9 protein-coding genes are annotated in these 16,099 nt (G+C 46.1%); 1 reads left to right on the top strand and 8 read right to left on the bottom strand.

Going from position 1 to position 16,099, the window contains the following annotated elements:
• Window positions 1-121: 121 nt before the first annotated feature.
• From BEL04_RS01665 to BEL04_RS01640, 6 genes are all read right to left on the bottom strand, one after another.
• Window positions 122-3,274: a DUF6298 domain-containing protein gene (locus BEL04_RS01665; RefSeq protein WP_065999491.1), complete on the bottom strand. Its 3,153-nt coding sequence runs from the start codon at window positions 3,272-3,274 to the stop codon at window positions 122-124.
• Between the two features lie 34 nt (window positions 3,275-3,308).
• Window positions 3,309-4,988 (bottom strand): polysaccharide lyase, encoded by a 1,680-nt coding sequence (locus BEL04_RS01660; protein ID WP_065999489.1) that lies wholly within the window; start codon window positions 4,986-4,988, stop codon window positions 3,309-3,311.
• Window positions 4,989-5,436: 448 nt separating this feature from the next.
• On the bottom strand, window positions 5,437-6,366 hold the full coding sequence (locus BEL04_RS01655) for a hypothetical protein (protein ID WP_065999487.1): 930 nt from the start codon (window positions 6,364-6,366) through the stop codon (window positions 5,437-5,439).
• A 56-nt stretch (window positions 6,367-6,422) separates the two neighbouring features.
• Complete coding sequence (locus BEL04_RS01650; protein WP_065999486.1) at window positions 6,423-8,294, bottom strand: RagB/SusD family nutrient uptake outer membrane protein; 1,872 nt, start codon at window positions 8,292-8,294, stop codon at window positions 6,423-6,425.
• A 22-nt stretch (window positions 8,295-8,316) separates the two neighbouring features.
• On the bottom strand, window positions 8,317-11,475 hold the full coding sequence (locus BEL04_RS01645; protein ID WP_065999485.1) for a SusC/RagA family TonB-linked outer membrane protein: 3,159 nt from the start codon (window positions 11,473-11,475) through the stop codon (window positions 8,317-8,319).
• Between the two features lie 61 nt (window positions 11,476-11,536).
• Entirely contained in the window at window positions 11,537-12,220 is a 684-nt protein-coding gene (locus BEL04_RS01640; protein WP_065999484.1) for a DUF3826 domain-containing protein, read from the bottom strand.
• A 478-nt stretch (window positions 12,221-12,698) separates the two neighbouring features.
• On the opposite strand from BEL04_RS01640, the gene BEL04_RS01635 reads away from it, so the two are divergent.
• On the top strand, window positions 12,699-13,571 hold the full coding sequence (locus BEL04_RS01635) for an AraC family transcriptional regulator (RefSeq protein WP_065999483.1): 873 nt from the start codon (window positions 12,699-12,701) through the stop codon (window positions 13,569-13,571).
• Here the strand turns inward: BEL04_RS01635 and BEL04_RS01630 are convergent.
• Both BEL04_RS01630 and BEL04_RS01625 read right to left on the bottom strand, forming a co-directional pair.
• Window positions 13,568-14,491 (bottom strand): dihydrodipicolinate synthase family protein, encoded by a 924-nt coding sequence (locus BEL04_RS01630; protein ID WP_065999481.1) that lies wholly within the window; start codon window positions 14,489-14,491, stop codon window positions 13,568-13,570. The two genes, BEL04_RS01635 and BEL04_RS01630, sit on opposite strands and share 4 nt — an antisense overlap.
• Before the next feature lie 2 nt (window positions 14,492-14,493).
• Window positions 14,494-16,083, bottom strand: a complete 1,590-nt coding sequence (locus BEL04_RS01625; protein ID WP_065999478.1) for a sodium:solute symporter — start codon at window positions 16,081-16,083, stop codon at window positions 14,494-14,496.
• Window positions 16,084-16,099 lie beyond the last annotated feature (16 nt).

The following is a 16,099-nucleotide window of genomic DNA, read 5'->3' as shown; positions in this document are numbered from 1 at the left end:
TCGACTGGGAGGAGAAATCTTCTGCTCTATACATAAGCATCTGATTGTTCTGTAGCAGACCTACTGCCCTCAGAAAATCTCTCAAATCGTTCGAGATGACAAGGTTTTTATTTTAGGTTAACTATTTCTTCTGTGCCCACATAATCACTGCGCCACCATTGGGTGCTTTCAATTCTACCGTTTTACCTCCTGTAACCGTTTCATCTTCTTTTACTATCCTGCCATCGCGCGGGTTTATCCAGTGGATAATATAGTTTCCGTTGTTCATGTTCAGACTGATTGGCGTCGGGTCAGCATTATAAACAATATAGCCTTTATCGGGGTTACCCAAGGCATACTGGCCTTTTGTGTTTAGCTCGATACCTTTCATAGCCGATGCATCAACAGCAAATTGCGGGTTAGCCACTGCAGGTACGGCCGCCAGCGAACCCCCGCCGATAAATACTGCCCAGGCATAATTATCGTAACCATCATCCGAATAGATCACGGCCTTATCAGGATATTTAGTGCGATACTCGTGCACCGCACGGTAAACCTGATCGAATGAAGTTGCTTTAGGTTTTAAAATACGCTCGTGCTGGCGTGGGGCCAAACTTTGGCCGCCAAGCGGCGCGTAAGTCGTGCCATCGGCCTGGTAATGCCAGTATTTGATATCGATCACATTAATTACAGAAGCACGTGCAGGGTCGGCCAGGATAGCGTCCTGAACATCTTTAGTGGTGCTTAAACCAATGATCTCTTTATGTTTATTATCGATTTCCCACTGCTTCACGTTATCAACCCAAAACTGTACAAAGTGTAGCGGGCCGGTAAATTCTTCACCTATCAGCTGAATGACGCCTGTGTTATCTTTAAAGTTATCCAAACACTGGCGAACAAACGCGATATGCAGCTTGGTTAATGCAGGGTCTTTCTCGTTATAAAATTGCTCGGCCATAAATATCCGCTTATCCCCAGCAAACGGAACCGGCTCAGGAAAACTGGTGCTATTGACGTTATTAGCCGTGCGCCATGGAAAATCGGCATAATGCGCACCCGCCTCGATAATATTATGCTGGAAATAGTTTTGATGAATGAGTACCAGGCCTTTTTCATCGGCCAGGTCGGCAAATTTCTTTAACCGGCTCCAGTACCAGGTATTGTATTTGGTCAAATCATATTTACTTAAACCATCCCAGGCACTGCTTTCGCCGCTGCGGGCAAAAGGCAATTCGTAAAACGGAGGCCAGACGTCACCATCCATCCGGCGGATACGCTCGTGATCGTCACGGCGGCGATCATACCATAAACCGTAATTATGCTCGTAGGTTAACACATGCTGACTGATCATTTTGTTGGTCATGCTGTCCAGATCATCCGTCCAGCCCGTACCTGTGCGGCCGGGCACATAACGGGTTACCGATGGCTTAGCCTCCTTAACCCCGACCGGGCGAATATTACCGTTCCACCACGGCGAATCATAATGGCGGCCGGTTAACACCGAATTGCCGCGAACGATCACACCATTAACAACCGCCATCGGTGCCGCCATTTTGGGAGCAACGGGTTCTTTGATCCCTATCTCATCAATAGTTTTTACGCCCGATGCCGAAACCGGTATGGGTGTACGTTTGGCGGCCTGATCGATCCAATCGCTTAAATGCAATTGTGGTTTTTTATATTGTTCTATTAACCGTTGTGCTTCCTCAACAGTCGGGCTGCTGGATGCGCTGGTATTTAACGGGAATATCTGCGCCATTTCCATAGCCTTTTCTTTGCCAAGCCTGTCGCTCAATTGTGCATAGTAAAAGCTGCGCGGACTGATGCTGTTATTCGAATCGCTCCAATAGCCATCGCCCTGAAACTGCGCCCATGTGGCAAATGCCCAGTTTTGAGCAGTGGGCGGCTTAGGGCAATCAACAATGGCGGCAGTGCAGTTCCAGAATACACTGTTTGCCGCGCTCCAGCCTGCTCCCTGCCCGTCTTGCCCACGGTTTGCATAGCTTAAGCGGTTGTTATCGATATTCACCACATCGAACAATACGCCCGATGCCCAGCTATCGATAGCACCGCTAAAACCAACCGACTGCCACGAATCGCACTGCACAAAGGCATTCGGGCCGGGGGCACAATATCCAACTGAAAAATCGTGATAACCATATTCAGAATACAAGCGCTGAAACAAAGTTTGCTGCCCCGTCGTAGTGAACGTAAACCGGCGCTGGCCCCCTATCTCGGATGTCGGCGATAGCGATTTACAATCTTCAACGGTTACCCGGCGCGATGTTTCCAGCACATTGACAGCCGAACCGGCAAAATGCTTAAACACCACCTGCCTAACCCAGGCATCGCTTGTGTTCTCTATCGTGATGGCCATCCAGCGGTGATCTTCGTCTTTTGGTTTGGCTTCGTCGTAGTAAGAGCGCATCTGCAGGTTTTCGATACCTATCTGCTCAATGCGGCCCGGCCACTCGTATTTAGCAATAGTTCCGCCACCATAAGTGGTATCGAGCGCAGTCGTCAACGGGACATCCAGTGTCAGTACATCGCCGTTAACGGCTACAACCTTACGGTCCCAAAAGGTTTCACGGTCTCCTGCATGCCAGCCTAAAGCTGAGAGGCCGCCGCCAAAACTTTCAGTACCTAACTTCTGTATCCAGGCCAGTGTGGTCGGGCGGTGTATCATCACCATATCACCGGCCCTAAATTTACCGGCATCGGCAACTTTAATTTCGGTAGCGTTTACAGGTACGTAAGTATTGGTAATTTTCGTCCAGCTATCAACACGTTTGTTAGGTGTGCCTAAAACTCTTATAAATGTTGCCCGGTCTTTACCGCCTGCAACCAATATGGTGCCCTCAAGCGTATTGCCGCTTCCGCGGAGCACAACGCCCGATTTGCGGATGAGCAAAGTACCTGCAACATCGTATTTGCCCTTTTCCAGCAAAACCGCTCCACGTATACCCTCTTTATCGGCAGGCAGCGAAGCCACATAATCCAACGCCGATTGGATGCGCAAAGTGGCATCCCCTTTTTTAACAGGCACAACCACTTTTACAGGAACGTTGGGAATTGCTTTTTCTGAAGCCATGTATCCACAGTACGAAAAATCGGGAATGCGGTTACCCTGTTCGTCGGCAGCGTATACCAGTTTGCCATCTTTACCGGCTGCAACAGGTGGTTGTGGTTTGGGGGCTTTAGCCGGCTTTTGAGCCGTTGCAGACAAAGTAATAAATAAACAACCTGCCGAAAAGCAGGTTGTTAAGTATGTATTAAGTTTCGGTTTGAGAAACATTTTGTTTTTAGGTTATTAAAGGTATTGGTATGCCTTAAAACTTGGTTAGCGATGGCGGCAATTTTTGCTGACCTTTTTCGGCCAGGGTGTTCAGATATACTTCGATGTTAGTATAACCACCACCATTTTTAGCCGGTTTAGCCGAATCGGTCGGGTCTTTCGGGTTTAAACCGTGGGCAATTTCCCAGGCATCGGGTATACCGTCGTTATCGCTATCCTTGTAAGGTGTTCCTTTATAGTCGGGGTAACCGCCCACCTGCCATGGCGCAGTAATGATACCCATTTTGTACGAGTCTTTAGGCAATTTACGCACTTTAAACTGAAAATCGGTATCTGTTTGCATCTCTTTATAAGTGATCTTCCCGGTACGCGCCTGTTCGGTTATGCGTTTATCTACCGCATCGCGTACAGGTAAGGTCGCACCTACATTATCCAGTACATATCTATAGGCCTGCTCTGCGCTAAGCACGGTGATAGGCGCTGGTGGCAGCGGGAACGGATGATCGGCATACATATAATCTTTATATTTACCTGCGTCTGGCAGTTCTTTACCACCTTCGCCTTCAACCTGTACACCACCGGCCCAGTTGTCCTTAGTCACTTCAGGGAAACCTTCCACAATGTTGCCATTTACGTAAGCACGGCCGAAGTATTTTTCTTTCAGCTTACTGCGCCCCGACTCTGGTTTTAAAATACGGTGACCTACAGGTTCGTTTTTGGGTGTAACGGGACCAGGTTTGAAGTAGTTATTAATAATATTGAAATGGCTGGTGTAATCGCCGCCATCCATTGATCGGTGGTGCCAGTTAAATACCACGTTGTTTACAAAGTTGTATACGCCATTCCACCCGATAGACGGGTTACGACCGGTGTTATCGGCCCATAGGTTACGGATCAGCAGACTGTTTTCGCCGCCGGTGGTGCTGCCAAAAGCATGGTTCCAATAGTCGAGCGCTTCGGCATAGATACAGTTTTGAACAGTAATATTTGCTGTGCCTTTTTTCTCATCTATAGATCCATCGCCGGGTGTAAACATGTGACGGTACATCGAAAAGTTTTCATCCAGGCCCCAGCTTGTTGAAGTATGATCGACAATGATGTTACCAACCGGGTTGCCGCCCAAAGCATCGTCACGACGGCCCACATTGGTTTCGCCACGACGGAAACGCATATAGCGGATGATCACATCGTGCGTATTTACCCAGAACGATTCGCCTGCCACGCAAACGCCGTCGCCTGGAGCGCTCTGACCTTCGATAGAAATATATGGCGCGCGAACAATGATAGGCGATTTGATCCGGATAATACCGGCAACATTAAATACCACGATGCGCGCGCCACCCTGTTCGCAGGCCCAGCGCAAGCTCCCCGGGCCATCATCATTCAGATTGGTTACTACGATCACTTTGCCGCCGCGGCCACCGAAAGAATAAGCACCGCCACCTTCGGCCCCCGGGAAAGCCAGGATAGGCGCCTGCGGCAAATCTGTTGGACGGGAAGCCCATGGAACATATGGTTTACCGTGTTTGGCATCGTAATCTACGATTGGGAATGCCACAGCCCAGGCTGAATCTGATTTACGATAGGTTTCCTTGATCAGGGCATCGGCAGCAGCCTGAACGCTTTTGGGGACATTGGGGTATTGCGCTTTAACAGGTTTAACCAAACCCATCACCGCGGCAACCGCCAAAAATAAAACTGTGCTTTTTTTCATGTAGTTGATCTATAAAAGAGACTATACCTATTCCTCAATAACAATCCTGAACCAGCATAATGTTTGGGTTTAAAACCGGTTCATTAACTAATTTCCGATATAAAGATCACTTTGGTTATAGGTATAACTGGTTGTTTAGCAAATTATCTATAATTCAAATATGCACGGTATTCATAGCTGTTTTATATAGAATATTAACAAGCTTTAGTACGATTTTATCTTAAGGCCGAAAACGCCCTGTAGACGCTCCAATGTCTCAACGATGTTACAATAACAACAAAATTGGCATATTTCTTAATATTTTGTTTAAATCATTCAAATCAAAAACACAGTTAAACAAGTACGATTAGCTGTCAAAATCATACAACAGATAATACAAATTGGCTTTATGTAAAACAAAAAAGGAGAAGCACCGGCCTCTCCTTTTTGACAGATGATCAACCGGCTGTTAGTTAGCCAGTTTCACCTCAAAATTCATGTAAGTGGTTTTTGAGGGAGACGCAGCATTGATATAAGTAATATTGATGGCGCCATATTTACCTGCGGCAGTTTTAAACAAAATTACGCTGCCCGCAGCAAGTTGCGAAACCGAGTTTGCAGACGCCGTTTTAAAGGCAGCTGCCCCCTGGGCTTTCAATAATCCTCCCGAGTTGATATTTGCCCAGGTAGGTGTGGTAATTACTTTAAACTGGGTAAGATTTTTTGTAAAACTGGCTGTATTGTACATGGCGATAGGGCTCGGTACAGGCGACATGGCCAGGTTATAAATGGTGTTACCCTTTGGCGTCGTTCCCGATGCTATCGTAGGATCCCAGAAATAACCAAAATCGATCAGGTTACTGTTAACGCCACCCGAATTGATATCGGTAAAGCTGTAAGCTGTTTGGCTTGCGACGTTATAATAACATTTATTGGTCATTGCCGTAGTATCCGGAACGTACAACCTTTGATTGGTATAATAATTAAAATCGGCGGTAACAGTTACGATGATCGGGTTACTTGCTCCCAGGTAGATACCGGTATTGTCCCGGGCAACCACTTTATAAACGTATTGGCCCGGTATAGTATCGGCCACTAATTTCTTTAAAAAGCCGGAAGCCGACATCCTATCGCCGGTTTTAACCGAGTCGCGCGATATCTCAGTATCGTTCTTTGTTAATGTCAGGTACGACATCGGCTGCGTGCAAACAACCGAGTAGCTGAATTTAATGCTGTCTTTCGGGTTAACCGTTTTATCGCCTGTTAAAAACAAAGAGCCCTGGTTATTAAATGTAACCGTTAAGTTATTGCTGTTAAATTTATCAATCACCTTAACGCAACTTGTTGCCAATATTGTCAGAAAGATGGCTGTATAAAATATGATTGATCTTTTTTTCATTGTTGTCATTCTTTAATAATGCTTACACACTATGTATTTATATTTTATCAGTTATCTTATTGCAGCGGATCGAACGTGCCACCCGGCCAGCCGATTGTTTGCTGTATTGATGGATTTGAGGTCAACAGCACTTGTGGCAACGGATAGAAATAATATGTCGACGGATAGTTAATAACAGGAGCGGTTGATGGCTCGATAGTTGCGAAAGTCGGCGTAAAGAACTTGCGGTACGTAGTTCTGTTATTTACGTTTATGGTATCGCAAACCCTCGCGCCGGTAACGTCAGGAACGTCCATATAAGTTTTACCTGCCACCGGGTTCGCCGGTTTGGCACCGGCCAGGTATGGCGAATTTACCGCCAGTTTGATACCAAACCTTTGTGTACCCGATAGTTTTTCGAACTGGCGCGTACGGCGCAGGTCCCAGTAACGTTTGCCTTCCATCGCAAACTCGATCTCGCGCTCGGTTAATAAGAAGGTAAACATGGCCGACCGGGTGGTTACCACGCTTAAACCATAGTTATAGCTGCCCTGTGTAAGGCCGCGTGCGGCACGCAGTGTTGCAAGTAAACCCTGGCACTCAGATAAATTACCGATACCGTTAGCGGCTTCGGCGTAGTTCATCAGCACTTCGGCAAAACGCAGTTCGATCCAATCCATACCGCTACCGCCGCCGGTATTTGAGTTTAACGGGGCCTGTGATGCAGTTATGGTAGGATTACAGATTTTGCGGCAATAAAACCCGGTTACCGAAGCTTTGCTCACATCGTCCAGAAAACCGGTGTACGTCCACTCGTGGCGGTTCGACTTATTGCTCAGGTTCCATATCTGGCCATTGTACGAAATGGTCTGATTGAAACGAGGATCGCGGTTTAGCCAGTATAATTCGGCATCGTAGCCCGAGTTAGGATCGGTGATAGGCAAGCCGTTTGCCATTGGGAACGCCTGTACCAGGTTCCAGGTTGGCTCGTTGCTGCCGCCGCCACCAGTGGTTTCAGAAACCGGGCGGGTGATATTTTCATTATTGGTACCATGGGTCGGGTTAACGCTAACGGCATCTAAGGTACGCCACATCATCCGCTCTTTGTTGTTGGCGCTTTCGTCTATCCACAAGTTACCCAGGCCACCGCTTGTTGAAGGATATAAGGCATATCCGTCTGTTTGCGCCAGGGTGTAGGCAGCTTTACATGCATTATACGCGTCCTGCCAGCGACTGGCAATATCGTTGGGGTTAAATTGCGGGCTTGCCCAATAAAGCAACGTTTTGCCTTTATATGCCGAGGCCACAGCCCTGGTTATACGGCCGCCATCAGTTGATAAGGGCCAGGTTGCCGGGAGCATAGCTGCTGCCGAGTCCATATCGGCGCAGATTTGTTTCACGCAAACGCTGGTTTTGCTTCTTGGGGTATAAAGCGAATCTGTCTGCGACGGATCCTGTGGCTTCAGAATTAAAGGCACGCCGCCGTATATCCTGATGAGGTTAAAATAGATGTACCCTCTTAAAAAATAAAACTGGCCTTTAAGTTTCGCCTTAACATCGTCAGACATGGTGCCGCCGTTAATGCCCTGTAACGCCAGGTTACAACGGTATATCCACCAGTACTGGTCGTTGGCTTGTTTATTGGCGCTGGCAATATCGGTGATTTCGTTACCAACACCTGTTAAGGTGCCATTTAAAATAGATGCTGTGGCATTGTTCAGCTCATCGCTGGTATTATGGATTGAACCGGGCGACGGCCAGTTAGGCATTACCAGGTCGTATGTGCCGTTTAAAAACTCGGTGGCCGACGATTCGGTATTCCAGATAGACGGATCGATACCGTTCAGATCCGATTTATTAAGCACGTTTTTATTACATGCCATAAATGCCGTGCTTATTGCTGCAAACATCAATACTATTTGAGCTTGCTTTATAAAGTTTCTTTTCATGTTAAACTACTTAAATAATTTACTACAGCGTTAAATTAACCCCGAATGAGAATGTTCTGAGCATCGGATAGGTTTGAATATTGGCGGTCCTTACGTCCTTATAATCAAACGGATTAATGATACTCCACAAGTTTTCACCGGTTACCAGGAACCTCAGGTTAGGTATTTTCAGCCTGTCTGCTATAGATTTAGGTAAAGCATATGATAAAGTAGCGTTGTTGATATATAACCTTGTACCGCTGCGGGTCCAGAACGTTGAGTTCTCAGAGATATCCGGCGAATCTGTACGCGGATAAGCAGCATCAGGATTGCTCGGCGTCCAGTGGTCGGCCCAGAAAGCAGGCTGGTTCAATGAACCTGATGAGTTTACTGTAGCGCTGGTTGGCGGGTTCCTGTCGGTCACTGTAACCTTGCCTCCTAACTGAAGATATCCGTTAACACTCAGTTTAAGGGTCTTGTAGCCTACGCCCCATGTCCAGCCCATTGATAGTTTTGGCGACAAGCTATTGTACATCGGATATTCATCCTGTGCGGCGGTGATCTTACCATCGCCGTTCACATCAACAAAGTCCATCCAGCCTACCTGTGGCGTTTTGCCTTCAATGGTATAGTTGGGGTTTTTGGCCAGAATTGCATTCAGATCGGCTTGGGTACGAATAATACCTTTTGCAATTAGTCCATAATTGCTTGAGCTGTATTTGCTCGACAGCTCGCCTACGCTGATATTCTGATATTCGGTAGCTGTACCCAGGGCGCCTAAAGAATACATAGACTGCGTAACCTGGCTATCGCCCCATCCGAAATTGACGTTAATGTTGTAGGTCCAATCTTTATTTATCCTGTCAACATAACCAATAGTGAACGTTTCGCCCCAGGTGTTAGCCTCGTTATAGTTTACTACGGCGCTCGAGTTGCCAAAAGTTAACGGAAGCACGGTATTACCCAGATCGATCAGGCCGTCGTAATAATGCTTGGTCCAGATATCGGCGGTAAGAGATAACCTGTCGTTAAGGAAAGTGGCATCGATACCGAATGTTTGCGACCGGTTATGCTCCCAGGTAATACCAGGGTTTGGAACCACGCTCGGATCGAGGCCGTTTGTAACCGTTGTTCCGAATAATGATGTACCGCTGTAAGGCGTAAATCTTGATTTATACAAAAACGAGTTTACACGGTCGTCGCCGGTGATACCAATGTTATACCTTATTTTTAAACTGTTGATGTATTTGGAAAGGCTCTTTTTAAAGAAGTTTTCTTCGCTTATCCTCCAGCCGATCGCCGCAGCAGGCGAACTGCCCCATTGATGGCCCGGGCCAAAATTGGCCGACCCGTCTATACGGTCTATAAATTGAAACAAATATTTACCTGCGTAATCATAATTTGCCCTGAAAACGTAACCTATGTTGCCGCTCTCGGAGTTTGATATGTTTTGACCGGTTGTTGTGCTTGGATCGAAAGCAAACATCTGATCGACACCCGGAATTAGCTGGGTAGTACGGTAGGTATTATACGATGTGGCATTGGTTTCATTTTGAGTACCAACTACCAAAATATCAAAAGTGTGAGCTTTAATTGTACGATTGTAATCTAACGAACCGATTAACTCATACTCCGAAGTTGAACCTGTGCCCACAAGCAACTGGTTTGAGTTGCTGATAGATTTGGTACCGGTTTGGGTGGTGGTATATAACGCACCGTTCTGGCCCGTATTGGCAAAAGTATAAAGGGTATACGGCGGATAATAGTTTTTACTATTGCTCAGGTAATTGTTTTTACCAAACTGTACCTTGGCGGTTAAGCCCTTAAGCTGATGTGGCCTGAACTCCAGCGAAGAGTTAAGGTTAATAACCTGTGCGGCGCTGGTGGTATAACTTCCCGAATCGAAATATGCCGACGGGTTCCAGGCGCCGCCTGTAGAGCTCGGCCCGTTCCAGTAAACAGGCAACCCGTTAATAGTTAACGGCACCCATGCCGGAACCTGGATAATTGCGCCAAAAGTGGTGTTCTCGGCGTCTGAGCTTTCAGATTTTGCGGTATTGCGGTAATCGTTACTATACGAGGTATTTAAGCTGATATACGCGGTAAGTTCATCGCTAATCTTCGCGGTCATGCCCGAACGGATATTGTATTTTTTGATCGAGGTTTTGCCAAAGTTCGAATCTTCATTATAATAACTGCCACCACCAAAAAATGTCACCTTTTCTGTGCCGCCGCTTACGTTGATAGTATGCCTCATAGCTTGCGACGAATGCCACAACTGGCTGTACCAGCTTGGGTAAGGATTGGTCGCGATAAAGTCCAGGTCGGCTTGCGAAAACCGCGAACTCAAAGCGGCATTGCTCAGCTCCAAACCGTCATTAATGGTTTTAGCCAGTTGGTACCCGCTCAGCAATTTAGGGAGAGAAGCAGCATTGGTGGTACCAAAATAACCGGTATAGCTTATCTGTGCTTTACCTACTTTACCTTTTTTGGTAGTTACCAAAACCACGCCTTTATCAGCTGCGGCACCATAAATAGCCGCTTCAGCATCTTTCAAAAACGAGATCGACTCAACCAGACTTGCATCTAAATTATCAAAATCACTTTTTTGTGCTATTAAACCGTCAATTACATACAACGGGTCGGTAGTGATACCGGCTGTAGAAGACGCGGCGAAGGCACCCTGTAAAGTAAGGGTGGTTGTGGCGCCCGGGCGGCCGGAGCCAGAGGCAACACTAACGTTTACGCCCGCAACCCTGTTCATTAACGCGGTACCTAGGTTTGCCACCGGGATGTCTTCGATCTCGGCTGCTTTAATTTCGGATACCGAACCTAATAACTTATTTTTCAGGGTAGTCCCATAACCTGTTGCCACAACCGCTACTTCAGCCAGATCGGTGGTCGATTTAGGCAACTTAAAGTTTGCAACGGTCTCGCCCGGTTTCAGGGTTATCTCCTGATATTGAAAGCCAATGAACTTAGCGCCAATGGTTACATTCTGTAAGTTGGTTACCATAATAGAGAATTTACCATTCACATCGGTCGAGGTCGCAGCAGAGCTCCCTTTAACCGTAATGGTAACCCCTATCAGCGGGTCTGTTTCGCCCTCACCGGTAACCACACCGGTAATGGTTCTGTTTTGAGCATGCGCAGCGATGGTTACCGTGAGCATTACAAAAAATAAGAGGAAAAGTTTTCTCATAATAATTCAGGATTTGGTTTCATATTTAGTTAATGGTTGATTGGTTACGCTCTCATTTTGGTCAGTTATCTTTAGGCTGGGCTTTTTCTTTGATGCGCTTTTGCCACTCCTCGCCCTCCTTTTTCATATCGTAGCCCTGGGCCGACAGGTAGTTATTGATACGACCTTTGTATTTATTAAAAACAGCATGTTTTTTATCAGATGATTCGGCATCGATAGCCAGTTCGCGCGCTTCAAGCAACCAGGTTTTGATCTGGGCCTTTTGCACGTCGGTGAGGGTGAGTACTTCTTCGGTATAGGCTTTATAAGTGATAGGCATGATGCGATAAGTCATGGCATCTTTTACCTGGTCTGTTTGCGCCGGAGTAAGTTCTGTGTTTAATTTAGACAGATATTCGCTGTGCAGCTTGCCAAGCCGGGCATCTACATCATCGTCAATTGACTTTATTTTAGCGTTAGCTGCATCTTTATCGGCACTGGCTTGCGCTTTGATATCTTTTACCTGTGCGTTACGGGTATCGTGTATACTGCTCAGGCTACGGTACTGATCAACAATGATGGCCTGAACACGTTTGTATTTAACAGAATCGCTGATGCCGAGTGCGTCGACAATTTTGGCAGCCCGGGCCGTAATTACCTGGGCATAATTGGCGTCTTGCCCGGCAGGTGTGTTGCCACCTTTTTGGGCAAATACGGGTACAGTTAAAACAGTAACAATTAAAAAGAGGGTGAAAAACTTGTTCATTGTAATATCCGGCAGGACCGGTAATTAGTTTATAATTTTATAATTCAGAAGCACGTCCGTTATAATATTTTGAATAATCGCCACAATAAATTATCATAATTTATCACTGCAATGACCGCCGAATACCGCCGGGCTCTTTTAGTGTTGATCCATTTCCAACACTAAATATTTTAAGCAAAAATGTATAGCTATGTGCTTTGGTTTATATCTCAGGTACAGCGAATTTGTTTAAATTCAAACTATCCAATACAAATATCAATTTTACTATAAGCACATTATTGCCCATTGTTATCAACTTATTGTATAATCTTATCATAACCGTTACGTTAACATTTTAAAAAGCTATTTTTAGTTTTTTTGTAGGATTTTATCATTCCGGCTTGGAGATAATAAAGTATAATTTATTACTTTTACCATCCGGAAAACATAGGGATCACCGTTCCCGAACCAATTAAACCTGTTAGTAAATTTTTTTGAGATGAAACCTCATTTTTTAAAGGTTGACGTTAAGCCACAAAACTCATTCAGCATAAGGCACGATATACTGCCAACCTTCAGGGGCATCTGGCACTATCACCCTGAACTGGAACTTCACTATGTAATCAAGGGCGAAGGCGTACGTTTTATCGGTGATAATATCAGCAACTTTTCGGCCGGCGAAATCACGCTCCTGGGCGAGAACCTCCCCCACTGCTGGCGTTGTAAAGAGGAATATTTCCAACCCGATTCGAACCTGAACGTCGAAGTGATCGTTATTCATTTTTTGCCCGATTGCCTGGGGCGCTATCTGCTCAACCTGCCCGAAATGTACCTGCTGCCAAAACTGTTTGAAAAGGCTAAGGGCGGTTTGGTTATCGAAGGTAAAGCGCGTACCGAACTGGCCTCGCTGATGCGCCGGGCTTTGGAGGCTACGAATATGGACCGGGTGATCGTACTGCTATCCATCCTTAAAGTATTAGCCGAAACCGAGGAATTTAAGCCAATCACACTCTCACACAACGAGTTTCATCAATCCAACGAATCGGATACGATACGCTTAAACAAGGTTTGCAGCTATACTTTGGCCAATTATAAAAAAGAGATCAGCCTCGAAGAGATATCATCAATCGGCAACCTGAGCGTAACTTCGTTTTGCCGGTATTTTAAGCTGATGACCAAGAAAACCTATTCGGATTTTTTAACTGAGATACGCATCAGCCACGCCTGCCGGTTTTTGATCGAAGATAAACTACCTACCGAGGTGTTATGCTTTGAATGCGGTTTTAATAATGTATCCAACTTCTATCGCCACTTTAAAAAAGTAACCAATATGACGCCGCTGGAGTACAAACGCAAATACCTGCACAATTAACTGTGCAGGCCGATGCGGTTACTTAGTATCGAATAGTCGGTATACAAATGCTCAATGCTGCTTTTAATGGCCGGTGAAAAATCGCCCACTTTACGGCGCGTAAAGGTGGATATTTTTAGCCCGCGTTTGTTTAAGCCGTACTTAGCGATGATAGGGTACACATTGTGCATCACATCCATGTTATCGATCAAAAATTGCTGCACATTGTCAACTTCAGCTTTAAGGCCGGCATTGTCGTAATTATCGCAAAGCCAAACAATCAGCTCGGGGAAGAAGTTACCCTGTATACACGATAATCCCGCCGATCCAGCCTTCAACGATTCCACGGCATGCACCATGTATGCATCATACAATCCAAAATCGCTGTTATATTTCCCGGCCTTTAGTTTTTGTTTGATCATGCCCAGGTCGAGGCAAGTATCCTTGTGATAGACAACCCTGCCGGTTTTAACAAAGGCCGTTAATTGTTCTGCTGATATTAAACGCTTATAAGGTACCGGGCATTCGTAAAAACCAAGCGGAATTTTATCTGTTTTATCAAACAGCTCAAAAACACGATCATTGAATACTTTCTCGCTTTCATTTTCGGCAGCCAACACGCCGGTGATGGCAATTACAGCATCCGTACCGGCATCGTTTACCCGTTTAACAAAATCGGCCTGCTGGTCAACGGTACCTTCAAAAGTACCCGTGGCTACTACCGGTACTTCGCCGTTGGCCACTTTAATCACGTGTTTGATAACCAGTAAACGCTCGGCATCGCTCAGCTCAAACATCTCGCTCGACAGGCAGTTGGCAAACAAACCGGTTGCCCCGGCTTCGATATAAATCTCCGTCAGTTGCGTTAAAACATCATAATCTATCGTACCGTTATCTTTAAACGGCGTCAGCATCACCGGTATAAAACCTTTCTTTTTCATTCTTAATGTATCTCTTGTATTTCGTGTTGCGCTGCATCGGTTGGCGCAGCTTTTAGTTTTGTTAACAGTATTCCAACAAGGAAAATAGCCAGCGTACCTACCACGATGATCATGTTGGTATGCAGCGTATTGCGCAGGAATTTATATTCTTCGGGGATAAGGCCCGGGAAAGTCATCCATAAAATAACCAGTAAACCGATGATTGAAGCTATAAGCGCTTCCTGGTTTTGGGTTTGTTTGCTAATGATGCCCAGCAGGAAAAGGCCCAGCATACCCGCGGCAAATATGCCCGAAAGCGCCCACCAGATATCGAGGATGCTCTTCACTCCTATCATGGCGATACCCGTGCCCATGCCCAGTAACCCGAAGATCACGGTAGCAATGTGCAGCGTATTCAGGGTTTGCCTTTCGTTGATGCCCGGTTTGATATAACGTTTATAGATATCGACGGTAAACACAGTAGCCGACGAGTTCATGCCCGAACTGATGGTGCTCATAGCGGCGGATAAAATTGCAGATACGATGAGGCCGACCAAACCCGTCGGGATGCTGGTGACCATAAAATGCGGCATTACTTTATCGCCGTAGTCGGCGGGCTGCAGTTTCGCAGCCAAAGCGTTGATCTGATCGGCAGTGGCATTGAGCGGCAATCTTTCTACCGCGGCCTGGTGCCTGATGCCTTCGAGCAATTCGGGGTGAACATTGTAATACGCAAACAAACATGCGCCGATGATAAAAAACAGGAACGAGGCCGGGACATAAATGTAAACGCAAAGCCATACCGATTTTGCTGCGGCTTTTGCCGATTTTGCGGTATGATAGCGCTGAATATAATTCTGATCCATCCCGAAATTATTGAGATTGATAAAGAACCCGTAAAGGAGCACTACCCAAAAAGTCGATTGGGTAAAATTTGCCGAGAAGCTACCCAGGCTAAACTTACCTGCTATCTTCCCAATACTAACTATCCTTTGGATACCGCCATCCATATGCGATACGATGAGATAGATGATCAGCACTGCGCCCAGGGTTTTGATAACGCCTTGCACAACTTCCGTCCAAATCACCGCTTTAATACCTCCCATTACCGTGTAAATGATAATGGATATACCCATCACGATCATGATCGTCTGCATGGAATAGCCCGTCAGGGCCTGCAGGCTCAAAGCTATCCCAAAAAAAACCGAGCCCATACGTGCCAACTGCGTCAGTAAAAAGCAAACTACGGCATACGTTCGCGCCCAGGCGCCAAAACGCTTTTCCAGATGCGTATACGCTGATATCTGCCCGGTTTCACGATAAAATGGTACAAAATATTTAGTAGCAACCCAGGCTGCTAAAGGCATCGACAGGCTGAATACAAAAGCATTCCAGTTGCCACCAAAGGCTTTACCGGGTACACCTAAAAAAGTATTACTGCTGAGAAAGGTAGCATAGATCGACATGCCGATGGCCCAACCTGGTATCAGGCCCGACGCTTTGGAATACGAATCGGAATTGTTGTTTTTGCGCGAAAAATAAAAGCCTACCAGAATCATCCCCAGCAAATAGAGCACAATGATCGCGAGATCGAACAGGGGCAAAACTTTCATATGCCTGGTGGTTGCT

Origin of the sequence: Mucilaginibacter sp. PPCGB 2223 (genome assembly GCF_001705515.1) — a bacterium.
In the GTDB taxonomy this organism is placed as follows: Bacteria; Bacteroidota; Bacteroidia; order Sphingobacteriales; family Sphingobacteriaceae; genus Mucilaginibacter.
This window is presented reverse-complemented; position numbering and strand designations above follow the sequence as displayed.